At 32.6% G+C, this 24,381-nt stretch carries 21 protein-coding genes; 11 read left to right on the top strand and 10 right to left on the bottom strand.

Annotated features, from left to right (window positions below; genetic code table 11):
- Window positions 1–11: 11 nt before the first annotated feature.
- The 3 genes from U0D62_RS00440 (at window position 12) to U0D62_RS00430 (ending at window position 3,299) form a co-directional block, all read left to right on the top strand.
- Entirely contained in the window at window positions 12–2,180 is a 2,169-nt protein-coding gene (locus tag U0D62_RS00440; protein WP_322193184.1) for an amino acid ABC transporter substrate-binding protein, read from the top strand.
- Between the two features lie 334 nt (window positions 2,181–2,514).
- A complete protein-coding gene (locus tag U0D62_RS00435) occupies window positions 2,515–3,060 on the top strand; it encodes a DUF922 domain-containing protein (protein WP_322193183.1) in 546 nt (181 codons plus the stop codon).
- 14 nt (window positions 3,061–3,074) lie between these two features.
- A complete protein-coding gene (locus tag U0D62_RS00430) occupies window positions 3,075–3,299 on the top strand; it encodes a DUF3820 family protein (protein ID WP_322193182.1) in 225 nt (74 codons plus the stop codon).
- Between the two features lie 32 nt (window positions 3,300–3,331).
- Here the strand turns inward: U0D62_RS00430 and U0D62_RS00425 are convergent, their stop codons facing one another.
- Window positions 3,332–3,844: an SRPBCC family protein gene (locus U0D62_RS00425; RefSeq protein WP_322193181.1), complete on the bottom strand. Its 513-nt coding sequence runs from the start codon at window positions 3,842–3,844 to the stop codon at window positions 3,332–3,334.
- 216 nt (window positions 3,845–4,060) lie between these two features.
- Between U0D62_RS00425 and U0D62_RS00420 the strand changes: the two genes are divergently transcribed.
- Window positions 4,061–5,584, top strand: coding sequence for an amidohydrolase family protein (locus U0D62_RS00420; RefSeq protein WP_322193180.1), 1,524 nt, complete (start codon window positions 4,061–4,063; stop codon window positions 5,582–5,584).
- Window positions 5,585–5,662: 78 nt separating this feature from the next.
- On the opposite strand, the gene lysA is transcribed toward U0D62_RS00420, so the two are convergent.
- A complete protein-coding gene (gene lysA / locus U0D62_RS00415; RefSeq protein ID WP_322193179.1) occupies window positions 5,663–6,895 on the bottom strand; it encodes a diaminopimelate decarboxylase in 1,233 nt (410 codons plus the stop codon).
- A gap of 142 nt (window positions 6,896–7,037) precedes the next feature.
- On the opposite strand from lysA, the gene U0D62_RS00410 reads away from it, so the two are divergent.
- The 3 genes from U0D62_RS00410 (at window position 7,038) to U0D62_RS00400 (ending at window position 9,703) form a co-directional block, all read left to right on the top strand.
- Window positions 7,038–7,673, top strand: a complete 636-nt coding sequence (locus U0D62_RS00410) for an LON peptidase substrate-binding domain-containing protein (protein ID WP_322193178.1) — start codon at window positions 7,038–7,040, stop codon at window positions 7,671–7,673.
- Between the two features lie 252 nt (window positions 7,674–7,925).
- Entirely contained in the window at window positions 7,926–9,119 is a 1,194-nt protein-coding gene (gene sucC / locus U0D62_RS00405) for an ADP-forming succinate--CoA ligase subunit beta (RefSeq protein ID WP_322193177.1), read from the top strand.
- A 77-nt stretch (window positions 9,120–9,196) separates the two neighbouring features.
- Entirely contained in the window at window positions 9,197–9,703 is a 507-nt protein-coding gene (locus U0D62_RS00400; protein WP_322193176.1) for a cupin domain-containing protein, read from the top strand.
- Window positions 9,704–9,762: 59 nt separating this feature from the next.
- On the opposite strand, the gene U0D62_RS00395 is transcribed toward U0D62_RS00400, so the two are convergent.
- Window positions 9,763–13,026, bottom strand: coding sequence for a S41 family peptidase (locus tag U0D62_RS00395; RefSeq protein WP_322193174.1), 3,264 nt, complete (start codon window positions 13,024–13,026; stop codon window positions 9,763–9,765).
- A 278-nt stretch (window positions 13,027–13,304) separates the two neighbouring features.
- Here U0D62_RS00395 and U0D62_RS00390 point away from each other — a divergent pair, with 278 nt between their 5' ends.
- Both U0D62_RS00390 and U0D62_RS00385 read left to right on the top strand, forming a co-directional pair.
- Entirely contained in the window at window positions 13,305–13,643 is a 339-nt protein-coding gene (locus U0D62_RS00390; RefSeq protein ID WP_322193172.1) for a hypothetical protein, read from the top strand.
- Between the two features lie 172 nt (window positions 13,644–13,815).
- Window positions 13,816–15,111, top strand: coding sequence for a serine hydrolase domain-containing protein (locus U0D62_RS00385; protein ID WP_322193170.1), 1,296 nt, complete (start codon window positions 13,816–13,818; stop codon window positions 15,109–15,111).
- A 4-nt stretch (window positions 15,112–15,115) separates the two neighbouring features.
- Here the strand turns inward: U0D62_RS00385 and U0D62_RS00380 are convergent, their stop codons facing one another.
- Window positions 15,116–16,720: a class I SAM-dependent methyltransferase gene (locus U0D62_RS00380; RefSeq protein WP_322193169.1), complete on the bottom strand. Its 1,605-nt coding sequence runs from the start codon at window positions 16,718–16,720 to the stop codon at window positions 15,116–15,118.
- Window positions 16,721–16,797: 77 nt separating this feature from the next.
- Window positions 16,798–17,067: a DUF1456 family protein gene (locus U0D62_RS00375; RefSeq protein WP_322193168.1), complete on the bottom strand. Its 270-nt coding sequence runs from the start codon at window positions 17,065–17,067 to the stop codon at window positions 16,798–16,800.
- Between the two features lie 84 nt (window positions 17,068–17,151).
- Here U0D62_RS00375 and U0D62_RS00370 point away from each other — a divergent pair, with 84 nt between their 5' ends.
- Together U0D62_RS00370 and U0D62_RS00365 are read left to right on the top strand one after the other, a co-directional pair.
- Window positions 17,152–17,553: a TerB family tellurite resistance protein gene (locus U0D62_RS00370; protein ID WP_322193167.1), complete on the top strand. Its 402-nt coding sequence runs from the start codon at window positions 17,152–17,154 to the stop codon at window positions 17,551–17,553.
- Between the two features lie 211 nt (window positions 17,554–17,764).
- Window positions 17,765–18,202 (top strand): Hsp20/alpha crystallin family protein, encoded by a 438-nt coding sequence (locus U0D62_RS00365; protein ID WP_322193166.1) that lies wholly within the window; start codon window positions 17,765–17,767, stop codon window positions 18,200–18,202.
- Window positions 18,203–18,337: 135 nt separating this feature from the next.
- Here U0D62_RS00365 and U0D62_RS00360 read toward each other — a convergent pair whose 3' ends face one another.
- From U0D62_RS00360 to U0D62_RS00340, 5 genes are all read right to left on the bottom strand, one after another.
- On the bottom strand, window positions 18,338–19,168 hold the full coding sequence (locus U0D62_RS00360; RefSeq protein ID WP_322193165.1) for a DUF4249 domain-containing protein: 831 nt from the start codon (window positions 19,166–19,168) through the stop codon (window positions 18,338–18,340).
- A 5-nt stretch (window positions 19,169–19,173) separates the two neighbouring features.
- Window positions 19,174–21,924, bottom strand: coding sequence for a TonB-dependent receptor (locus U0D62_RS00355; RefSeq protein WP_322193164.1), 2,751 nt, complete (start codon window positions 21,922–21,924; stop codon window positions 19,174–19,176).
- A gap of 93 nt (window positions 21,925–22,017) precedes the next feature.
- Window positions 22,018–23,010 (bottom strand): FecR family protein, encoded by a 993-nt coding sequence (locus U0D62_RS00350; RefSeq protein WP_322193163.1) that lies wholly within the window; start codon window positions 23,008–23,010, stop codon window positions 22,018–22,020.
- Window positions 23,011–23,066: 56 nt separating this feature from the next.
- A complete protein-coding gene (locus U0D62_RS00345) occupies window positions 23,067–23,567 on the bottom strand; it encodes an RNA polymerase sigma factor (RefSeq protein ID WP_322193162.1) in 501 nt (166 codons plus the stop codon).
- An 86-nt stretch (window positions 23,568–23,653) separates the two neighbouring features.
- The gene (locus tag U0D62_RS00340) at window positions 23,654–24,133 is read right to left on the bottom strand and encodes a hypothetical protein (RefSeq protein ID WP_322193160.1); all 480 of its coding nucleotides are present in this window, start codon (window positions 24,131–24,133) and stop codon (window positions 23,654–23,656) included.
- Window positions 24,134–24,381 lie beyond the last annotated feature (248 nt).

The following is a 24,381-nucleotide window of genomic DNA, read 5'->3' as shown; positions in this document are numbered from 1 at the left end:
AAGGAAATTGAATGAAGAAAATTTTGTTATTCTTGGTATTACTGTTGGTATGTGCCACAGTTACTTATGCCCAGCAATATAAGAGTCATACAGTTGTTAAAGGAGAGAATGTGTTTAGAATCGCAAAGCGATATAATACTACTCCAGAAGCAATTTATAGAATTAATCCTACAGCAAAAGAAGGAATTAGTGAAGGAGAAATTTTAGCTATTCCTATTGTTGATAATCAGGAGTACAAAACACATGAAGTAAAAGAAGGAGATACAGTTTATAGTCTTTCTAAAACGTATAACACTACTCCAGAAACTCTGTATATCCTTAATCCAGAAGCTGTTAATGGAATTAATCTAGGGCAGGTTCTAAGAGTAGGTGAAATAGAAAAGACAGATAATACAAATGTTGACATCAAACAACCTGATGGAAAAGACACAGTATTAGATAGTCTAAAAGTAATTTCTGCAGAACCTGAGATAATACGTTTTAGAACACATAAGGTTAGAAGAAAAGAAACCTTATATGGAATTGCAAAGAAATATGAAATTACTGTAGATGATATAAAAAGACATAATAAGAGGTTGTATTCTGAGCAGATAAAGAAGAAAGATAAAATCAGAATTCCTGTATATGCAAAAGGAGTAGTTGTCGAAAAACCAGTAGACACCATTACAACACCTGTTAATAGTAGAATTTCTACTACTACCAGATATGTTATAAAACCGAAAGAAACTAAATATGGTATTGCGAGAAGGCATGGGATTACTATTGGCGAGCTGGAACAGTTAAATCCTGGCATGGACCCTTCTTTTCCAATAGGAATGGAAATAGTAGTGCCAACTTCTGTTTTTATTCCAATTGATCAAATTACAGTAGAAGATGAGTTTGAGCTATATGAAGTTCCACCAAAAGAGACCGTATATAGTATTTTGAGTCGTGCAGAAATTTCTTCGGATTCATTGTTTAAAATGAACCCATATCTTAAAGATGGACTTAAAGCGGGTATGATTATTAAAATCCCGAAAAAGATAGTTGATACTTCGATGGTTGGAAATGTTTCTGAAGAGAAAATTATTGACCTGCAAAATAAACTGTTCAACTTTAAACCTAAAAAAATAGTGGTAATGCTTCCTTTTGGGATAGACACTTTAAATACAAGTTCTAGAAAGGAAACAGAAGATTACCTTAAGAGTAAGCGGGGAGTCAGAATTGCTTTAGATTTTTATAGAGGGGTTAAAATGGCATTGGATTCTGCTAAAACAAAAGGGATCAGTTCAAAAATGGAGGTTTATGATACTCAAAAAAATAAAAATTCTGAGTATATTAAGCAATTGATAGCACAGAACAATTTTGATGAGGTTGATGCCGTAATCGGTCCACTGTTTCAGGCAAATGTAGAAACCGTTGCAGCAGAGTTAAAAAAGTATGATACACCTGTTTTTTCTCCAATATCTAATAGAGAATCTAAGTTGTATGGTAATTTTTTCCAAACTAGACCGACAGATGTTATGTTGCAAGATAAATTGATTTCTTATATTGAGAAAGATTCGTTAGATAAGAATATTGTAATTATTGCTCAAGACGGAAAAAGGCATGAAGAAATAAAGAAAAAATTAATTGCTAAATTTCCGGAAGCTAAAGTCGCAAAAATACAAGAAGGTAATTATCTTTATGAAGTAGATTTAAATCGAGTTCTTGCAAAGAAAAAGATGAATTGGGTAATTTTGGAATCTAGTGATATAGCAATGATTAGTAATGTAACCGCTTTACTTAATGCTAAAGCAGAAAGTCACCAGATTACTTTATTTACAACAAATAAAGGTAACGCATATGATGATGATAGTGTAAAGAATGAGCATTTGTCGAGACTACATTTGCATTACCCATCAATTGATAAAGAATTTGATGAAACAGAAGAGTCTTTGACACCTTTTGTAGAAAAATATAAAAAAGAACATGGGATAGTACCTAATAAGTATACGGTTCGTGGTTTTGATATCACATATGATATTTTGATGCGTCTGGGCACAGCAGACGATTTATATCACGCCGCAAGCTTTGATGGGACAACAGAATATGTGGAAAACAAATTTAATTATACAAAAAAACTTTTAGGGGGATATTATAATAGAGCGGCTTATCTTATTAAATTTGATGATGATCTAAAACTAACTGTAGTAGAGTAAAATTTTAGAATTCTATCTTAGATTTAATACACACAAAGAATCTTATTTTAAAAAATATTGACTTATATAGCCTACTTGTACGATAGGGTACGACAATGATCGTGTTTTTGTAACTAATTAATTGTCAACACCTTTAATAAAAACGTGCAAGTAATTGATGAGATTAATTTTCATGGCATGAAAATTGATAAAGTAATGAATGAGATAATTTTATCTTATGAAAATAAAAAAAATAAAGCTATTTTTGTTAGTGGAACTGATATCAGCCCCATATTGCTTCCAAATCCTTAAATAGATAAAACACAAATTTGAGCTGGGCATAATTGTTGCAATTATGAGTAAATTCTTTACGATCTTTTTAGTTTTATTCCTTACAAATAATGGTTATGTTGAACGCTTTTCATATGCCGAAAAGAGTAAGCTTGACTGGTCTGATTTTAGGGGTAAACCTGATTCTAATAGCAGCTTTGATTCTGCTGTGAATACAGGTATTACTTATCAATGGGCTTATAGTAAGGATGGAGATAAGGATAGTGCTCAGGTAGAGCTAAAATATGAAGTAGAAAGTTTTTGTTACCCCTCAAAATCTTGGGTAAAAGGAGGGCAGATGACAGATTATCTATTAGCACATGAACAATTACACTTTGATATTTCAGAATTGCATGCAAGAATCATGCGAAAAAGGTTGAAAGAATATAAAGCAGGAAAAAATATTCGTAAAGACCTTAATAAAATGTATAAATTGGTAGAGCGAATGCGGATTAATATGCAGGAGCGTTATGATGAAGAAACCAATCATTCTAGGAATAGAGAGAATCAAAAGAAATGGGAGAAAAAAGTAGAAACCCTTATGTGGTACTACAGAAATTACGCTAAATAATTCTCTAATCAGAGATGGATCTCCAACCTCAAAAAGATTTTTTAATAAAACTGGCAAATACCAAAATGCCATTTGGTAAATATAAAGATAGATATCTTATAGATTTACCAGAACATTATATTGTTTGGTATCATGGTAAAGGTTTTCCAAAAGGGGTATTAGGACAGCAACTTCAAACTGTATATGAACTTAAAGTAAATGGATTAGAGTATTTGGTAAGGAATATTAGAAAATTATAGTGGACAACTAGACTTTTCTATTTTTTGTAATGCTACATATTTACAAATTGATATCCAGCTAGTTCATTTTCTCGCAAGTCGATTTCTGTTTCATTGAGTAAAATGCCGTGTTCAATAAAAGCTTTTAAATTTGCTAACCAAAATGTCCAACCATTACTACAACCATAGTGTATTCTTAATTTACTGTCATCGTCTTCAGGGATATCAAATTGAGTAAGAACTATAATAGTTACATTGCCTTTTTCCTCTAAGGATATAGAAACTTTAGAGGTTTCAAAAGTGATTTCGATATAATCTTTTCCATTGGCTTCAAGTACACGACCATTTTCTATTCCGTCCCAATTATGCCAACTCCAGGTATAAGTATCTCCTTTTTGTATATGTTCTGTTGGATTTCTAACCTTTTTATCAGAGGACGTGTATTCTGCATGTTTTAAGAACCAGGAAGTAATACCAGCTGATGTTCCCCATAATTCGTATAGTTTTTTGGAGGAAGTATGGATGTAGATTTTTTTTGTAAACGAATTCCATTGTAATTTTTCCATGACTTAAGATGATTTGATTAGGTGAATATTAAAAATAAGAAAAATACATCTTAAAATTAGTTAAAACATATTTGAAGTATTCAGTTAAAATATTCATAGTAAATGAGTTATTTTATAATGATTTCTTTAAGTTTAATGATTGTAACTATTTCACACAAATTCAAACTCTTTTCTATGAATATAAAAAAATATGTATTTAGGGTTTTACTGTTTTGCATGATTTCTCATTCCCAAGCACAAGATTTTGGCGAAGGCCCTTTTTCTCAATTAATCATTAGAGGTGCTACATTAATTAATGGTAATGGATCACCACCGCGAGGACCTGTTGATATTATTGTAGAGAAAAATCAAATTAAAAATATTGTTGTTGTAGGGTATCCTGGAGTTCCAATAGATGCTTCTAAAAGACCCGTTTTAAAACCTGGTGGTAAAGAGATACAAGCAGAGGGGATGTATGTGCTTCCTGGATTTGTAGATATGCACGGTCATATAGGAGGAACCTCACAAGGGGCCGATTATGATTATGTTTTTAAGCTATGGATGGCACACGGCATTACTACAGTAAGAGAGCCTAGTGGAAGAGGAGTGGATTGGACAATGAAACTTAAAAGATCTAGTGAGAAAAATGAAATCGTAGCCCCCAGAATATTTGCATATACAGGTTTTGGGCAAGGAAGTAAAACGCCAATAAGTACTCCTGAAAAGGCTAGAGAATGGGTTCGTGAAAATGCAAAAAAAGGAGCGGATGGTATAAAATTTTTTGGAGCAACTCCAGAGATTATGACTGCAGCTCTGGATGAGAATAAAAAACTAGGTTTACGATCAGCTTGCCATCATGCACAAACAGATGTTGCTCGATGGAATGTACTTAATTCTGCCAGGGCTGGATTGACCTCGATGGAACATTGGTATGGATTACCAGAAGCGTTATTTGAGGATAAAACAATTCAACATTATCCACTTGATTATAATTATCAGAATGAGCAACATCGTTTTGAAGAAGCTGGTAAATTATGGAAACAGGCCGTTATACCTTATTCTGATCATTGGAACAATGTGATGAATGAACTTATTGAATTAGATTTTACTTTGGATCCTACCTTTAATATCTATGAAGCAAGTAGAGATTTGCAGAGAGCTCGCAGGGCAGAATGGCATGAAACCTATACGCTACCTTCGTTATGGCGTTTTTACCAACCTAGTAAAATCTCTCATGGCTCTTATTGGCATGATTGGGGTACAGAACAAGAGGTAGCCTGGAGAGAAAACTATCGTTTATGGATGATCTTTATCAATGAGTATAAAAATAGAGGAGGACGTGTTACTGTAGGATCGGATTCGGGGTTTATATTTCAATTATATGGGTTTGCTTATGTAAGAGAATTAGAATTGTTAAGAGAAGCTGGTTTTCATCCCATGGAAGTGATTAGAGCAGCAACTTTAAATGGTGCTGAAGCTTTAGGAGCTTCTGATAAAATAGGATCAATAGAAGTAGGTAAACTTGCAGATTTTGTACTAATAGATGAGAACCCTCTTAAAAACCTTAAAGTTTTATATGGTACAGGAGCTATTAGATTAACAGAAGATAATAAAGTGATCCGTGCAGGAGGTGTAAAGTATACTATAAAAGACGGTATTATTTATAATGCTCAGGAATTACTAAAGGATGTAAAAAGAATGGTAGATGAAGCAAAACAAAAAGAGAACTTTTCTATTATTCAACCAGGAATGAAGGAGTAGGATAAGAATACTATTAAATATAAAATGCGTCAGAAGTATTGTATACTACTGACGCATTTTTATATGATAAAGCAAATATTAGGATGCAGTTTCTGTAACTTTTGAAAAAACATCTACGTTCACCTGATTTTTAATTAAGTCGTCAAACACTTCTCGTTTTCTTATTAAGTGTGCTTCACCATTATGCCATAATACTTCTGCTGGACGATAACGGGAGTTGTAATTACTAGCCATAGAGAAACAATATGCTCCTGCATTTTTAAAGGCAATAATATCTCCTTCGTTAATTTCAGAAATTCTTCTGTTAGTAGCAAAAGTATCTGTCTCACAGATATATCCTACAATAGAATAAAAACGTTCTTTGCCTTCAGGGTTAGAAACATTTACGATTTCGTGATGAGAATTATAAAACATCGGACGAATCAAATGATTAAAACCACTATCTATTCCTGCAAAAACTGTAGAGGTTGTTTGTTTTACCACATTTACTTTGGCTAAGAAAAAACCTGCTTCACTAACTAAGAATTTACCCGGTTCGAATCCTAATGTAAGTTGTTTCCCATATTCTTTACAAAAGGCATTAAAGCGCTTTGTAAGTTTTTCTCCAAATTCTTCGATATTAGTTTCAATATCACCTGTTTTATAAGGAACCTTAAAACCGCTTCCAAAATCAATAAAGTCGAGGTTTTTGAAGTTTTTAGCAGTTTCAAAAAGTATTTCACTGGCATATAAAAACACTTCTACATCTAGGATATCGCTTCCTGTATGCATATGAATACCGTTAATATTCATACCAGTATTCTCAACAATTCTGAGAATATGCGGAATCTGATGTATTGAAATACCAAACTTACTATCAATATGACCTACAGATATCTTACTATTTCCTCCCGCCAAAACGTGAGGGTTAATACGAATACATACTGGAACATTAGGATGTTTTGCTCCAAATTGTTCTAAAATTGATAGGTTGTCTATATTAATTTGTACTCCCATTGCAGAAACCTCTTCGATTTCTTCCAGAGAAACACCATTAGGAGTAAAAATGATGTTGCTTGGCTTTACGCCTGCTAATAAGCCTAGTTTTACTTCCTGTATAGATACGGTATCTAACCCAGCTCCTAAAGAGTTCATTAACTTTAAAACAGCAAGATTAGATAAAGCTTTGACCGCGTAGTTAAGCTTTACTCGTTTGACCTTCTTAAATGCTTCAGAAAGCCTTTGATATTGAGAACTAATTTTTGAGGAGTCATATACATAAATAGGGCTCCCATACTCATTTGCGATTGCTAATAAATTACTGTTTTCCATCTTGTCACAATTTAAGCCTACGAAATTATTAATTCTATCCAATATAACGACACTATAAATACTAAAAATTAAAGCTTATTACTATTTTAACTAGTGTTTATGCTTTTAAAAAAAGGTTTATGTTTAATTTTAAACAAAAACAATGTTTCCGTTATTTCCTTTACAAATTGTAGTCTATCCGGGAGAGCGATTGCCTTTGCATATTTTTGAGAAAAGATATCAGCAACTGATTAAAGATTGTGAAGAAAACAAAATTTCTTTTGGTATTCCTACATACATTAATGAAAAATTAGAATACGGTACAGAAGTTACGCTTCAAAAAATAGCAAAGAGATATTCTGGAGGTGAAAGCGATGTGATTTGTACCGGTAAAAGAATCTTTAGAATTAAAAGTTTTTATAAAAAATTCCCAGGAAGACTTTATTCTGGAGGTGAAGTTGAGTTTCTAGAGGATGATAATAACGGAGAGGAAGAGCTTCAGGAAGAATTGCTTAGAAATATCGCTATTTTATATGTAGAATTAACGATTGATAACCCTCCGATTTTTGATATCCCGTTTATTAGTTATCAAGTAGCACACAAAATAGGATTAGCGTTGCACCAAGAATATCATTTATTGACATTGCGTAGTGAATTAGAACGGTTAAATTATCTTATTGGTCACCTTAAAATTACGATTCCGGTTGTGAGAGAAATGAATAGAGCCAAAGAAGTGATAAAGATGAACGGTCATTTTAAGAATTTTGACCCTTTGGATTTTGATGATTTTAAATTATAATTTTATAAACCCTTGATATCCCCTGATTTTAAAGGGGTTTTAAGTAATTATTACTATTTGCAATACCTCAAGTTTTTTACTTCAAAAGATTGGCACAGTAACTTCACTTTTCCTATTTTTGGGACTCCTTTATAAGGATGATATAATGAACATATTTTTTTATTGATTTCCTCAATACAATAGTATGTAAATTTTACTTGTTTGCTAAAAGAGCAAGCTTGACAATTTTAAAAAAATAATAAATACAGACAGATGAATTTACACGAATATCAGGGTAAAGAAATACTAAGCAGCTTTGGTGTGCGTATTCAGCGCGGTATTGTAGCGCATAATGCGATAGAAGCAGTAGCTGCTGCAAAACAACTAACAGCCGAAACCGGAACAGGATGGCATGTGATTAAAGCACAGGTTCATGCTGGAGGACGTGGTAAAGGTGGTGGAGTTAAGCTTGCTAAAAATCTTCAGGAAGTTGAAGATATAGCAGGACAAATCATCGGGATGAATTTGATTACTCCACAAACTTCTGCTGAAGGTAAGCGAGTACATCAGGTATTAGTTGCCGAAGATGTGTATTATCCTGGAGATAGTGAACCAGATGAGTTCTACATGTCTGTTTTGTTAAATCGTACTACAGGTCGTAATATGATTATGTATTCTACAGAAGGTGGAATGGATATCGAAACTGTTGCAGAAGAAACTCCACATTTAATTTTTACTGAAGAAGTAGATCCTTCTGTTGGGTTATTACCGTTTCAAGCAAGACGTGTAGCATTTAACCTAGGATTAAGTGGTGGTGCTTTTAAAGAAATGACAAAATTTGTTATGGCTTTATATACTGCTTATGTAAAATCAGATTCATCTTTATTTGAGATCAACCCAGTGTTGAAAACAAGTGATGATAAAATTATGGCTGTTGATGCTAAGGTTACTTTAGATGATAATGCATTATACCGTCATAAAGATTATTCTGAGATGCGTGACATCAGAGAAGAAAACCCAGTAGAAGTTGAAGCAAAAGAAGTAGGATTAAACTATGTTGATCTTGACGGAAATGTGGGATGTATGGTAAATGGAGCTGGATTAGCTATGGCGACGATGGATTTAATCAAGCAAGCAGGAGGAGAGCCAGCTAATTTCCTTGATGTAGGAGGTACAGCAGATGCTAAGCGTGTAGAAGAAGCGTTTAGATTAATCCTTAAAGATGAAAACGTAAAAGCAATATTGATCAATATTTTTGGAGGAATCGTTCGTTGTGATCGAGTTGCTCAAGGTGTAGTAGATGCATATAAAAATATGGGTGATTCTATTAATGTACCAATCATTGTACGTTTACAAGGAACCAATGCTGATATCGCAAAAGAATTAATCGATAATAGTGGATTAGATGTGCAAAGTGCTATCCAATTCCAGGAAGCAGCAGATAAAGTACAAGCAGTACTTGCTTAAATAAACGAATTATATATTTGTATGAAGCGGTTCTGAAAAGGCCGCTTCTTTTTTTTGAAAATATAACATCAGAATTAATGAATATAACTGTAAAAGAAATTGTAGATAAACTAAAGCTGTCGCCCCATCCTGAAGGAGGTTATTATAAAGAAATATATCGAAGTAACGAAGTTATTCCTCAAGAAACATTGGGAGCTAAGTTTACTGGAGATCGGAATTATTGTACAGGTATTTATTTTTTATTGACTTCTGAGAATTTTTCTGCTTTTCATAGGATAAAACAAGATGAGATATGGCATTATTATGGTGGTTCTTCTTTATATGTACATGTAATTGATCTCAATGGTAAGTATATGCGTCATGCTGTTGGAATGAATTTGGATCAAGGAGAGGTTCCGCAACTAACAGTTCCTGCAGGTTGCTGGTTTGCATCAAGTGTTAAAAATGAAAATGATTACTCATTAGTAGGGTGTACGGTATCTCCAGGTTTTGATTTTGATGATTTTGAATTGGCAGAAAGCAAAGAACTAATAGTTCAATTTCCTGATCATAAAGATTTAATTAAACAATATACAAGAGACTAATAAAAAAGACCTGATAAATAATCAGGTCTTTTTTATTAGTCTAATTTACATCTAAGGAATTAGTTCCTTGCTCTTTTTGGGTAAGCAGGTCTTGTGTATTTTTTAGGAGGATTGTTCTTAAGTTCTTTAAGAACGATTTCGATTGCTTTTTCCAGTTGAGGATCATTACCTTTTATTACTTCAGAAGGTAATTGCTCGACTTCTATGTCTGGTGCAACTCCAACATTTTCTACAACAAACCCATCTTCTGTCCAGATAGCGACGTTTGGAGCAGTTACACTAGCTCCATCGATAAACTCTGGAAAACCTAATATACCTACTAAACCTCCCCAGGTTCTCTTACCAACTAATTGTCCCACTTTAAATTTTCTAAACATCCAGGGTAACATATCACCACCAGATCCAGCGGTTTCATCAATAATCATGACTTTTGGACCTTGAATTGATGCGCTTGGAGTTTTAAGATCTTTACCATATCTAAAATTCCAATGAGATTGATAAGGGTTTAATAAAAGATTAATGTAATAATCAGCAATTTGACCACCACCATTAAATCGTTCATCAATAATTATTGCTTTTTTATCAGCTTGAGGAAAAAAGTATCGTTTAAAATATTCGTGACCTGCACCAGCTGTATTAGGTACATAAACATACGCTACCTGACCGTTTGTTGCTTTATGTACTTTTTTAAGATTCCCTTCAACCCAATCACGATTCCTTAATCTGTATTCACTAGATATAGGTGTTACTTTTATAACTCTCGAATTTTTTCCGGTAGGATCTGATCCAACTGTAAGCTCTACAATTTTGTCAGCGGTGTTTTCAAAAAAGCTATATATATTATCATTGCTGTTGATATTTCTTTCATTTATAGCTAATAAATAGTCCCCTTCATTAACATCAATACCTGGTTCTGTTAAAGGTGACCTTAGATTGGGGTTCCAGTTGAGTCCTCCATATATTTTTTTGAATCGGTATCTATTGTTGGCAATTTCATAATCAGCGCCTAATAGTCCACCAGGAATTCGTTCTGGAGTATTCAGTTGTTCGCCTCCTCCTTGTAAACGATGATGTCCCACGGATAACTCACTACACATCCATTGTATTAATCGATTTAGATCATTTCTGGTAGATAAATGAGGTAAGAATTGAGAATATTTCTTTCTCATAGCATTCCAGTCGGCGCCGTGCATTCCAGGATCATAAAAGTAATCTCTATTAATTCTCCAGGCTTCATTAAATATGTTTTCCCATTCTTGAGCTGGATTGATTTTTACTTGAATATTTCCAGTTTTCAGAACTCCTTTGCCATTAGAAGGTTTCTTTCCTGTCTCTGTGATTCCCCAGGTATTTCTTTTATTATAGAGCATTTTTTTGCCATTTGCAGAAATAATGTAATTGTCCAGTTCCATTACATCAGAATCTTTGCGTTCTTTTAAATCATATTGATGCAATACAGATGGTTCCTCAAAGTCATTATTATTAAAGGATATGTATAATATTTTGTTGCCTTCTGCAGAATTAAGTCCGTAATAGCTACCAGCTTTAATCGGGATATCAATGATTCTGTTTTGAATACCATTGATATCAATTTCTAATGTTTTAGCTTCTTTATTCTCTTCTTTTTTTGAATCTCCTTCATCTTTATTATCTTCTTTTATCTCTTCTTCATCACTCTCTTTAATAAAGGGAGATACAGTACTTTTTTGTAAAGTGGCGAGATAAATAGAATTAGTTAAACTCATATCTTGATTAGATTGGTCAAACCAATTCACAACAGGTCCGGCATCAGTAGATGCAAAAAAGTATAGGTATTTTCCATCTGGATCAAATGCGGGCTCACTGGCGTTACTTAAACCGTCTGATACTGGGTAAGATTTTGAATCTTTAATTGAGTATAGAAATACTTGTTCAAAGTTACTTTCTATTACCTTAGAATAAGCAATCCAGTTAGAGTCAGAAGACCAATCACCAAATAAATTTCTAAACGCCCCTGGAACATAATACTCGTCATTATCAATTTTAGTGATTTTCTTTGATGCAATATCTAATAAGTATAAGTTTCTACCATTATCAGAAAAGCTTATTTTTTTGCTATCCGGAGACCAGGAGGTAAAAGCGTAAAACCCTGTTCCTGAGATTTTAAATTTTTGAACATTTCCTTTACCATCTTGAGATTTAATATGTAATTGATATTCTCCAGAAGCATCAGAAAAGTATGCAATTTGTTTTCCGTCTGGAGACCAGGCTGGATATTTTTCGTGATTGCCAGGACTTGATGTGATATTTCTTGGATCTCCTTTGTCTTCAGGAACTGTAATGATTTCACCTCGGTAATCAAAAACAACTCTTTTTCCAGAAGGAGAGATATCTGCAGAGCGTATATGTCTATTTCCTTTAACAAACCGTTCGCGTAGTTCTAATAGATCTGTAGCTATTCCTACCTTTAATTTTGAAGAAGTCTTTTGAGAGATAGAGTATATATGTAGGTATCCTGCTTGTTCAAAAATAATTTTATCATTATCTAATGACGCATTTACTATTGGGAAGTCATTAAACTGTGTAAGTTGGGTAATAGATTTTGTAGATGTGTTATATGAAAATAAGTTAAACTCACCATTTCTGTCACTTAGAAAGAATACGTCACTTCCTTTCCACATAGGTTGAACGTCGTTACTACCTCCTTGCGGCTGTGGGATTTTAACGATGGACTTATCTTTAAAAGAAAATAACCAAATATTGGCCGTTGTTCCTCCACGATAGTTCTTCCATTGATGAAAACGTTCTCGAATAGGAGTGTAGGCCATAAAGTTACCATCTGGAGAATAACTGGCATGCCATGCATTAGGGATCTCTAACTCTGTAGGGTAGCTACCTTCTGTAGATACTTCATAAAGTTTTGCATAACGATTGGTATGGATGGCTCTTTGAGAGTTAAATAAAACTGATTTTCCATCGGGTGAGAATCCCAGAACATTATCCCTCATAGGATGCCAAGTCAACCTTTTAGGAACACCTCCTTGAACAGGAATAATAAAAACATCAACATTACCGTCATATTCTGCACTAAAAGCAATGTGCTTTCCATCTGGAGAAAAAACAGGGCTATACTCAATACCTTTATCTATCGTAAGTCTTCTGGGTTGAGCCCCATCTAAATTAGCTATCCATAAATCTTCTGCATAAATAAATGCAATATGTGATGAACTAATTGCAGGTTGACTTAGCATTCTGGTATCCGTAGGATCAATAGAATATGATTGAAAAGGAATACAAAACACAATAAGTAAAAGTAGTGTGAGAATAGAGTTGAATTTTTTCATGATGTGTGTGATTGATAAACATTAGTTGCTTTTGTATAAAAGCCAGGTGAAAATACAGTTTTTATTATTGGAGCTTTGTTAATCAAATTTTAAAATCTCAATTATCTATTCTTTTATTTGATTATAAAAAGTAATAGTAGCCAGTGTTTTATAGAGTATAATGTATACCTAACTACTATTTGTTAGTTTGTTAATGAGTGTTAAATATCACTTTGAGGTGTAACAAAACTTGCTATGTGGTGGTCTTATAGGTATAAATCAATAAAAACGAATAGATCATGAAAAAACTAAATGTAATGCTTTTAGCAGTTGCATTTGCAATCAGTAGTATTGCAACTGCGAGTACCGAACCAACGAAAAAAACAGACAACGACCTTGCTAAAGAAATTAAGCAATTATTAAAGAAACCTGAGTTTGAGGTTAAGAGTCAAGAAATGGCTTATGTTACTTTTACTCTTAATGAGGATAAAGAAATAGTAGTGTTATCTGTAGACTCAGAAAGTGATGTTGTAGATAGTTTTATTAAATCAAGATTAAACTATCAAAAAGTAGGTGCAAAATTAGATTCTGATATCAAATATTATAAAGTACCTGTACGCCTTGTAAGCGACGATTAAATTATAAAAACATAATAACAAAAAATCCCGGATTCATCACCCGGGATTTTTTTTGTTCTTTTTTTTATAAAGAATTGATCTTTATCAGAATGTTGCGGGTTAATGACAGGTTAATGACGGGTTTCAAGATATGTATTAGCTTTTTTTATGATGTATAATTGTCAAAAAAGAAATGCGTAGTTATATAAGAAATGTTTTGTTGTTGATTGGAGCTTTATGTTTATGGATTGTTTTAGTGGTAATGGATGGATTAGAAGGATGGAGTCGTTCTGGAATTGCACCACATGAAGAATCTCAATTGTTTTCTAATTCAGTTTTGGATCAAATAAGAAATGAATTTGTTGGTAACATAGCTCTTGGAATTATACAAAATGGGGAAATTGAGAGAGAGTATGTAAATTCAATAGGGGAGTCCATAGATAAAAATACTTTATTTCAAGTAGCTTCATTAAGTAAATGGATAACTGCTTGGGGAGTTATGTCCTTGGTTGAAAAAAACAAATTAGATCTTGATGCTCCAGTATCTGATTACTTAACGAGATGGAGACTTCCAGATAGTAAGTTTGATAATAAAGAGGTAACTGTTCGAAGATTGCTAAGTCATACCGCAGGATTAACAGATGGCCTTGGGTATGGCGGTTTTAAGCCTGGAGTTCCTGTTCAGGATATTGAATCATCACTTACAAAAGCTGCTGATGCTTCTCCTGGATCTACTGGAGTGGTAGTTGTAGGACTTAAACCTGGTAGTGAATGGAGGTATTCTGGAGGTGGATATACGTTACTTCAATTATTGATTGAAGAGGTGACGGGAGAAACCTTTGAGAATTATATGAATCAAGCAATTTTTCATCCTTTAGGTATGACAAGTTCAACCTTTGTATGGGATATATCAAAAAATAACAAGTTAGCTGCATTTTACGATACAAATGGTGAAAAATCAGTGCATTATCGTTTCACTTCTCTTGCAGCAACATCTTTATATACTTCACTTGCAGATATGGAAATATTTCTTACTGCTCATTTTGTAGGTAAAGATAATGAACCTATCGGTCGAGGAGTTCTAAGCCCTAAAACTATTAAAAGTATGCAAGAGCCTCATGGATATAAGTATGGCTCAGAAATATGGGGACTAGGAGCGATGTTATATGCGCCTAATAATAGTGATGGATATATAATTGGTCATGATGGACAAAATGATCCAGCTATTAATACATCTGTTCGATTAAACCCTGCAACCGGAAACGGAATCATTGTTTTGGAGACAGGGAATACTTCATTGGCAACTCGGTTAGCAGGAGAGTGGGTGTTTTGGGAAACGGGAAATATTGATTTTCTTACATTTCAAATGAAAACCCCACAAATGTTTAAGTTGATTATCTCTGGTTCAATTATCATCCTGGTTTTATTTACTGTAATTCTTTGTGTAAAAAGATACAAGAATAAGAGGTTAAAAAAACATATAGAGTAATATGTTATTTACCTATCAAATAATTAATACTTACCGTTGCAAGATCAGAGTCTGGGAACTTAGAAAAATAATTAGGATCACTATGTAATCCTACTTCTTGAATTACTTTAAGAAAAGCATCTATTTCTAATATATACTGATCAGAAAACCCGTGAGTAGCATCGTAGGCAGTAGCAGCCGTTCTTCCAAGGTTTTTAGCTGTTAATTCTGGAGGGATAGTGTGTAGTTCAATAACAATGAGTCCAAACCTACTAATATGAGGAGCCCATTTTTTGAAATGATCTTTTAGATTACTTTCTACATCATCATTTTTAAGGCGCCTTCCTCTGTAAGCAAAGGCTCCAGAAGATTTACTGGGACTATTGATTTTTGATAGAGGGTCACTCCAGATTCTATTATGATCCAAAAATGTTCTAACAGATAACAGATCTTTCAATTCTATTTTATAATTGTCTAATAAATCTTTTTGTAGTAAATCGGGATCACTGATATCACCCCATACAACTTTGGCCCATATATCTGCCTGGATAAGATTTGCCCTTGTAACTTTTAATGCGGCTTTATTATAATCAGCTCCTACTAGAAATAGGGGGTGATCATCCAGGTGTTTGCCCCTCAAGGTTTTGGATTCTATAACTTCAAAAAGATGAATAAGAAAAGCACCGTTACCACAACCCATATCCAAAATTCCTTTAGGTTGTTCCTCTAAAGGTTTGTTGAATAAGCTAATAATAATCTCATCAATTTTTTTGAAATACGTGGTATGGGCGCCACCACTTCCCCAAACATTCATTTCACGATCTACATGAGTCTCGTTTTCGTTTTTGGCTTTCCATAAAATATTGGGATCTCCTAATAAAAGTTCATTCATTTGTCTAAACATAGGGATATATGATACTGTAACTCCATATGCAGAAGCTCTTTTTGCAAAAAATAACCCTTTGTTAGTAAAAGTATAGTGATTATTAGATTTGCTAAACCAGCCTAAATGACTTAAAAAAGAAAGAATCGTGTCAAAACTCCCTGGAAACTTATGATATTCATCTGCGGTAAAAGAAGCTTCCATAAAATACTTATGAAACATGCCTCCCATGCCTAAATGAACTGTCGTAGGACCTACAAGAATACCTTCAATATGTTTAAGTATCTGATCTTGAATTTGAAGAGTTGTTTTGTCTGATGTTGATGTCAGATCAAAACGCTTTTCATATTTTACGAACAGTTTTTCGAGTTTGTGAAAAGGTTCTAATTCAAATTTTCTTGGATGAAACTTACCTGAATATTGTAATAGTTCAACAGCATCTTTATAAAGATAAAAATTATCAAAAGCTATTGCAGAATACTGATTGGTTGTTAAGGTTATTTGACCATTGTCTGTTTTATAATCTAACCACCCTTGAGAACTAATGATTCTTAATGCTACATTAAGATATCCTTCATTAGCATTACAATTAGAAGCAATTTCAGAAATAGAAGCTTGTTTTTTGTTTATAAGATATTCTGTGACCCCATTTTTAAATAAAGTATAGGCTACAGGAGCAACGACTATACCATCTAAGTGTCTGAATAGTTCTTCTCTGAAAAGTTGTTTTTCGTTTTTGGTGAGCATAAATCCTTAATTGAGCGGTTCCTTATAAAGGTTTGATTAGTTTGAACCAAATTAAGAATTTATTTTTAAGATGAGTTTTATTTTTTGTTCTTATTATCGGTATTTGGTTTTTCTTTTTTTTCAGACATTGGACCTCTGAGATGGATGATTAGACCATTAAGGAAATTACGAAGAATTTGATCTCCACACTCCATGTATTTAGGATGATTTTCATTTCTGAAAAATGCTCCTAATTCACTTTTAGTAACTTTAAAATCTACTAATGCACAAATCTTAACAATATCATCGTCACGTAGTTTGTGTGCTACTCTAAGCTTTTTAAAAATATCATTGTTTGTTAAACCCATGCCGCAAAGGTATGTTTTGTATCGTAAATGTGGTTATATATGTTTTGAAATTTATTATTTTCGACACAAAAAAGTAAGAGACTTATGAATAGTAAGGAAGAAAAATTAAGTTTACTATCTGAAATGATACAGTTTGCAAAAGCTGATAAAAAATATAAAGAACAAGAACACAGTTTTATTTTGGCGGTAGCTTCTCAATTAGGAGTGACTAGAGAAGAAGTTGGCGAGTTGATTGAGAATGGGGTTGATAAAAAACCATTGCAACCAGAATCTCAAAGAATTCTTCAGTTTCATAGATTGGTGCTGTTAATGAATGTGGATCAAGAAGCTTCTCAAATAGAGATTCATAAAATAAAAAATATAGGCTTACAAATGGGGTTGCGTCCAGAGGCAATAGATACAGTGTTAAAAGAAATGCATAATTATCCTAATAAGGTAATTCCTCCTGACGAGTTAATTGCTATTTTTTCTAGGTTTTATAATTAGATAAAGTTTTTAGAATAAAAATATAAGAACCCTGCAAGTAAAACTTGCAGGGTTTTTTTGTGAGATTATGTCAGTTGTATAGTGTGTAATAAGACAAAATGTCATTATCATGAATTAAAATAATGACAAAATGACATAAATATTGTAATGGAACTCAAATTGCAATAGGATAAATGATTTTAAAATTAAAATAACCTTTAAAAAATATACAATGAGTTTAGTAAAAAGAACAGACAGATTACCTTTCCTTTTAGATGATTTCTTTAACGCAGATTGGTTTGGAGGAACTACAAATCCTGGAAAAATAGGATTTAATACTCCCGCGGTTAATGTGATAGAAGCAGATGATAATTATAAAGTAGAACTTGCAGCTCCCGGGCTTCGCAAAGAAGACTTTAATATAGAATTAGATAATGATGTATTAACTATTTCTTCTGAAATAAAATCTGAAAAAGAGTCTAAAGATAAAGATGGTAGATATACCAGAAAAGAATTTGGGTATAGCGCATTTAAGCGATCGTTTAATTTACCTGAAACCGTTAATGGAGGAGCTATTCAAGCTTCGTATGATAACGGAGTTTTATTAGTAACATTACCTAAAAAAGAAGAAGCAAAAGTACAACCAAAGCGGTTAATTGATATTTCATAAATTGAGTTTGAAACCCTTCATTGTGGGGATATTTATTTAGTTAATTAATGTTGTAAAAACACCCTTAATTTTAAGGGTGTTTTTTCTTTTTAGATTATTCGTAAATTTATATAGAAGTCAAAAAACCAATAATGCCTAGAAATTAGCGGTGCGGCTATCTGCACTGATCACACTAAAATTTCCGAGCGCTTTTTTATTTATCGTGGTATTAGTGATATTCCCAGTTAAATTAACTGGAGGAGGTGAAAATAAAGGACCAGGATCTCCAGATTCTCCGTCATTATCATTAGCCTCTTCCTGAGCAGCTACATTTAGAAAAAATTGATAACTGTCATAATTTAAATTAACTAAAGTTGCTTCTATGTTATTTTCAAAAACTTCGGATATTTCTATAAAAGCATTTTCATTACCATCAAATAAAATATCATTTGATAGCTGAGTTTCTCGTGTTATAAAATTGTTGTTAGTATCTGAGGATGAAATAGTGACTCTATAAAAATTGGCTTGATTACCAGGGTCATTAAAAATCACTCTTAAATTCCCGTTATCTTTGGTAATTTCTTTTATAAGAACAGGTGGGTTCATTTTTTCCTGGGCAGAGATAAATGAAACACCATCTGTTGTTTCTAATTCTATCCAATAATAGTTTCCTGAAATAGGAGTAATCATTTGTGAGGATTGATACTCACCATTAGACTCGGTAAAATCATCAGTTACTAAAGAGGTATTATCATTAGAATCCTTAGTAAATAAAGAGATTGAAGCATTAGTAACAGGATTGGTTTCAGTACTATTTACAGGAACGGTGGATTGTACATTTACAGTTACATAGTCTACCTGATTGCTTATGTATCCAAAGATAAATACCTGTGCTTCAAAATCTGATCTTAAAGGAGTTTCCTTTGTACAATTTACTATTAATACTATACCAAATAATAAAACTGTGAGACGATATATTGATTTCATATAAATTAAAATTTAAAATTATAGGTGATAAAAGGAATAGCAGAACCAATCACCGAAAATTGAAAAGTTCTAAGTTGTTCATTATTAAAAACAGAATACACAGAGAATGCATTCTTTCTAGAATAGATGTTATATACACCAAAAGACCAGCTACTTTTCCATCTTTTTTCTGATCTATTAGGAGTATAGGTAAAAGAAATATCCATTCGGTGTGTATCAGGTATCCGATAAGCATTTCTATCAGAATAAGTTAAATATGAAACATCATCAACAATAACCCTTCCGGTAGGTTGGGTTGTAGGTCTTCCTGTCTGATAGGTAAAGAACATACCGACATTCCATTTTTTACCAAGTTTATAATTTGTATTTAAGTTTAGTACGTGAGGACGATCATAATTAGATGGGTAATATTCTCCATTATTTATGTTCTCTGTAGAAAACCTACTTGTTGTTTTTCTTTTGGTTTGAGAATATGTGTAATTAAGGTTTCCTGTAAATTTTCCTCTGGTTTTATGCACACCAAATTCTGCTCCATACGAATAACCATCAGCTGATAGTAATTGAGTTTCCAGATTTTCGTTTAAAAACAAATCGGCACCATTTTTATATTCAACGATGTTCTTAAAGGTTTTATAATATCCTTCTAAAGAAAAATTAAACATATTATCAGGCGTATCATAAGCATATCCTCCAGAGAATTGGTTTACTTCTAATGGTTTTATATGAGCTCCAGAAGGTTTCCAGATATCAAAAGGTAAGGCTGCTGTAGTATTAGAAATCAGGTGAATGTATTGAAACATTCTATTATAACTTAGTTTAAAAGCTTTATTTTCTGCCAGATCATATTTTAACGATAATCGAGGTTCAAGACCAGTATAACTTTTAATTACTTCTCCACTTTTATACGATCTGGTATTAGTTATAGTGTTTACAGTAAGCGGTTGGTTAGGATCATATTCTGAGACTGTATATGGGCCAATATTTCCAAACCAGGAATAGCGTAATCCTGCATTTATATGAAATGATTTCCAAGTTCTTTCATACTCTGCATAAGGAGCAATTTCTAATCCTTTTTCTGTTTCAAAATTAATAGCATTGATCCCTTCTTCTGCACTACTAACTCTTGCTGGAGTAAATCTATATAGTGTAGAGTTTAATCCAAATCTAATTTTTGTATCTGTATTTTGAAATAAGGTAAAATCAGGTTTAATAATCCAGTTTTCTACTTCAGATTTCCAGGTAAATGATCCAGACGTATTAACAGGGCCACCTCCTGTATCGTTCTGAGAGGATAAATTATAATCATAACGACTATATATTCCAGAGAGGTTCATAAATAATTTATCAGAAAATATATGATTCCATCTTAGCGTTGCTGTAGCGTTCTTCCATCTAAAATCTATATTCTCATCATTCTCTACAGTTCCATCAGGATTGGTCTCACCTTCAAATTTAAGCTGCATGACATCTGCACCAAAATAACCGGAAGCGAAAAGTTTATTATTCTCATTAATGTTCCATTTTATCTTGGTATTTACATCATAGAAATGTATTCGATTATTTTTGATCTCATCTCCTAGTAGAGGGAAGAATAGATCAAAATAAGATCTACGTCCAGAAACCAAGAAACTTAGTTTTTCTTTTTTTATAGGCCCTTCAAGCGTAAGCCTGGAGAACAATAACCCTAAACCACCTTCTCCTTTAAACTTTTTATCGCTTCCTTCTTTTTGACGTATTTCTAATACTGAAGAGGCACGTCCTCCAAAACGAGCAGGAATCCCGCCTTTATACAGCTTTAAGTCTTTAATCGCATCAGTATTAAAGATTGAGAAAAACCCCCATATATGAGAAGAATTGTAAATAGGAGCCTCATCAAGAAGAACTAAGTTTTGATCAATATTTCCTCCACGAACATTAAAACCTGTTGTGCCTTCACCAACCGAAGTTACTCCAGGTTGTGTTAAAAAAGCTCTGGTAACATCAGCTTCTCCTAATAGAGAAGGTAGTTTCTTGATATCACCGCTTTTTAAACTAGATATTCCAGAAAATACATTCTTAACCTGGCTTTTACTGTTATTTTGAGCTGTTAAAACTACTTCGTCTAATGTACTGGAGACCTGATCGAGTTCGATATTAAGTTTTTTATTTTCTGTAAGAACTACTTCTATTTCTTTAGGTTCATAGCCGATATATGAAAACTGAACGACGTAAGTTTTTTCAGGTAATGTTATTGAATAAAAACCATATTCATTTGTAACTGCACCTTTATTATGATCTTTAATAATGATATTAGCACCCAAAAGAGTTTCTCCACTAGAAGTATCTGTTAAAGTACCACTAATAGTATATTTTTTGCTTTGACTAGCACGTGGTAAAGAATCCTTACGATCTTTTTTTGATGTAAGGATGACATGATTGTTTTTTATGAGATATTGAATAGGTGTTTTATTAAACAGTCGTGCCAGTACCTTAGTGACGTTTTCGTTTTTAGCTTTTATATTTAATTTCAGATTTTCATCGATCTCATCATTATTATAGATAAAACTATATGAGGTTTGAGTTTCAATCTGCTCGATTATGGTTTGTAAATGAGTGTTTTTAACATCTATGGATACTTTATTTTGAGATATAGCATTAATTGCTAATAGTTGAGCGCATCCAAGAAGATAGAACGATAAGGATAATTTCATTAATAAAGCACTTTTTTTCCAGGTATATTTATTACCTGGTAGTGTTGGCGAAAACTTTTTTTTCATACATTTAAACGTTGATAATTAGTACTGATTTACACAATTTCAATTTCGGATTATTAACAATACGTGTGGGGAAATGGCAGTTTCCCCACATTTTTATTTTATAATCCATTCATTATTAGAAACCTTTTGATATTCAAAAGGTTTAGAGATTTTTAAGGTTTCCAAAATCTCGTCTACCGGCGTATGCTGATCAAACGAGCCAGTAAATCGGGATTGAGATAGTTGTTCATTTACAAAATTTATTTTTATATTAAATTGGATATTCAGATCTTCTGCAATATCCTTGAAGCTTTTGTTCTTAAATTGGATTTTACCTGTTTTCCAGGAATTATTCCTTTCAAGAGATTCAGTTTTTGACCTGATAATTCGTTTTTCTTCTCTTAAAAAAATTACCTGATCATAAGGGTCCATTTCAATTTTTTCCTTAAAATGTTTTGGAGAGGATACTTCTACTTTACCTGTATGTAAAATAGTTTCAGTATAATTGTTTTGTGAGTAGGATTTTACATTAAAACTGGTGCCTAATGCTTTGACATTTAGTTGATCTTTGGTGCACACAATAAAAGGAATTTGTTTGTTTTTGGCTACTTCAAAAAAAGCTTCGCCTTCAAGATGTATATTTCTTGAAGAGTTAGAAGAATATGATATGCTACTAGAAGCATTAAGCCATACTCTTGATCCGTCGGGAAGGTTTATTTCTTTCTTTTGACCATAGGTGGTTTGAACCGTGATAATAGTGTTCTGAGTAGAGAAAAAACGATACCCAAAAAATGAAGTAGAAATTAATACTATGGCAATTGCAGCATATTTAAGAAAATTTTGCCAGCCTGAACCTTTTGGCTTCTGTTGTTCAATTTTTGAAAAGAATTTCTCTTTTGCTTCAATAGTTGCAGAATCAGGAGGTATTGGATGTTCTTGATATGGATGTTCTCCTGTTAATTGGTATATGTTTTTTATTCTTTTAAATAAAGCGTCATCATACTCAGGAGAAGCAATCCAGGCTTCTACTTTTTGTTTTGTAGAAGGGGATGCACTTTGGGAAATATAGGCCCAAAGATCAGTTTCAGATATGTAATGATTTTCCATAAAAAAAAGGTTCTGTTATATACAAGACGTTTGTCAGATATTGAGACCCTATTTTTTTACTGGATTTTTTTTAATTCTTCACGAAATATTGATAATGCCTTAGAAATATGGAGTTCGACAGTTTTTATAGAAATGTTTTTTTGTTCAGCAATTTCTTTATAAGAAAGTCCTTCGTTTCTGGATAATCTAAATATCTCTGCTGTTTTTTCTTGAAGTTTAGAATATACCAGATTTATTTGATTTTCTAGCTCCCACGTTGTTTCGATTTCCTGAGTAATTTCTTTATTTATTTTATAAAGATCTATGTTTTTTTTCCTTGTTTGAGCTTTTCTGTGAAAATCAATGATTTTATTTTTTAGGGTGGTAATGATGTAGGATTCAATAGCTTGTTCTGAGCTATTGATATTATCAATTTTATCCCAAAGCTTCATGAATGTTTCTTGCACCAAATCTTCTGCTACATCTTTATTGCCTATTACTTTAAAAGAGTAATTAAACAATCTTTGATAGTGTTTGTCAAAAAGGATTGAAAATTTTTCTTTTTTGCTGAGGTGCACTATTACATCTTTAGGCGACTAATATATGAAAGAATAGTAAATAAGGCGATTTAAAAAAAGTGTAATTAGAGCGGGCAATAATTAAATTATAACTTTTTACCATAGTATCCATCCTTGGATACCCCTTTTGAATAACTCGTTTTTGAAATAAAATCCATGATAAGATACACTTCTTTTTTAATTTTAACCTGAGCTTGATTTTCTAACCATTTAATAGTAATATCTTTTTTCTTTAAGTTCTTAACATAGCTATGTGCGTTAGAAAATGCATTGGTTATTGGAGGTGTACCACCATTTTTTACTATTTCAGATATATTTATGTCTAATACTTTAGGATCTTGAACTGAGCAAAGAAAGCCTTCAAACTCGATTCCTTGTTTATTAGATTGTAATAAATATACCCATACAGAATAGATATCTTCTTCGATGATTAAAGTTCTACCTGAAACTGGATCTGTTGTTGTGATAAAAATTTTATCCGTATTTTTTTGAGGCTTTTCTTTTGTAGTATTTGTAGGAAAAATACTTGTAAAAAGAGATAATAACATAACTTTAATCTGGGACATTATTTAGGTGCAATTTTTTTATAGGATTCTCTATGAGAAACCATTACTTTTTGTTTATCCTTGAAAATGAGTGTGATATGGGTGTGAGACTGCGAATGTAACTAATTATTTACAAATCTATATACGGTTTTACCGTAATAGGTTATAGGGGTATTTCCCTGTGTTTGACCTGATAACCCTTGTAAATACTAGAAAAAACTTTCAGAAATAGAAAATGATTTTTTTTTAATTTTAACTATTTGTACAGT

Origin of the sequence: Aquimarina callyspongiae (assembly GCF_034322225.1) — a bacterium.
Classification (GTDB): Bacteria; Bacteroidota; Bacteroidia; order Flavobacteriales; family Flavobacteriaceae; genus Aquimarina.
The sequence above is the reverse complement of the archived record's forward strand: the minus strand, read 5'-3'. Positions and strand labels throughout refer to the sequence as shown.

Bases quoted from the DNA above. Each gene is read 5' to 3' on its own strand.
- U0D62_RS00440 (WP_322193184.1), top strand. From the start codon at position 12: ATGAAGAAAATTTTGTTATTCTTGGTATTACTGTTGGTATGTGCCACA.
- U0D62_RS00435 (WP_322193183.1), top strand. From the start codon at position 2,515: ATGAGTAAATTCTTTACGATCTTTTTAGTTTTATTCCTTACAAATAAT.
- U0D62_RS00430 (WP_322193182.1), top strand. From the start codon at position 3,075: ATGGATCTCCAACCTCAAAAAGATTTTTTAATAAAACTGGCAAATACC.
- U0D62_RS00425 (WP_322193181.1), bottom strand. From the start codon at position 3,844: ATGGAAAAATTACAATGGAATTCGTTTACAAAAAAAATCTACATCCAT.
- U0D62_RS00420 (WP_322193180.1), top strand. From the start codon at position 4,061: ATGATTTCTCATTCCCAAGCACAAGATTTTGGCGAAGGCCCTTTTTCT.
- lysA (WP_322193179.1), bottom strand. From the start codon at position 6,895: ATGGAAAACAGTAATTTATTAGCAATCGCAAATGAGTATGGGAGCCCT.
- U0D62_RS00410 (WP_322193178.1), top strand. From the start codon at position 7,038: ATGTTTCCGTTATTTCCTTTACAAATTGTAGTCTATCCGGGAGAGCGA.
- sucC (WP_322193177.1), top strand. From the start codon at position 7,926: ATGAATTTACACGAATATCAGGGTAAAGAAATACTAAGCAGCTTTGGT.
- U0D62_RS00400 (WP_322193176.1), top strand. From the start codon at position 9,197: ATGAATATAACTGTAAAAGAAATTGTAGATAAACTAAAGCTGTCGCCC.
- U0D62_RS00395 (WP_322193174.1), bottom strand. From the start codon at position 13,026: ATGAAAAAATTCAACTCTATTCTCACACTACTTTTACTTATTGTGTTT.
- U0D62_RS00390 (WP_322193172.1), top strand. From the start codon at position 13,305: ATGAAAAAACTAAATGTAATGCTTTTAGCAGTTGCATTTGCAATCAGT.
- U0D62_RS00385 (WP_322193170.1), top strand. From the start codon at position 13,816: ATGCGTAGTTATATAAGAAATGTTTTGTTGTTGATTGGAGCTTTATGT.
- U0D62_RS00380 (WP_322193169.1), bottom strand. From the start codon at position 16,720: ATGCTCACCAAAAACGAAAAACAACTTTTCAGAGAAGAACTATTCAGA.
- U0D62_RS00375 (WP_322193168.1), bottom strand. From the start codon at position 17,067: ATGGGTTTAACAAACAATGATATTTTTAAAAAGCTTAGAGTAGCACAC.
- U0D62_RS00370 (WP_322193167.1), top strand. From the start codon at position 17,152: ATGAATAGTAAGGAAGAAAAATTAAGTTTACTATCTGAAATGATACAG.
- U0D62_RS00365 (WP_322193166.1), top strand. From the start codon at position 17,765: ATGAGTTTAGTAAAAAGAACAGACAGATTACCTTTCCTTTTAGATGAT.
- U0D62_RS00360 (WP_322193165.1), bottom strand. From the start codon at position 19,168: ATGAAATCAATATATCGTCTCACAGTTTTATTATTTGGTATAGTATTA.
- U0D62_RS00355 (WP_322193164.1), bottom strand. From the start codon at position 21,924: ATGAAAAAAAAGTTTTCGCCAACACTACCAGGTAATAAATATACCTGG.
- U0D62_RS00350 (WP_322193163.1), bottom strand. From the start codon at position 23,010: ATGGAAAATCATTACATATCTGAAACTGATCTTTGGGCCTATATTTCC.
- U0D62_RS00340 (WP_322193160.1), bottom strand. From the start codon at position 24,133: ATGTCCCAGATTAAAGTTATGTTATTATCTCTTTTTACAAGTATTTTT.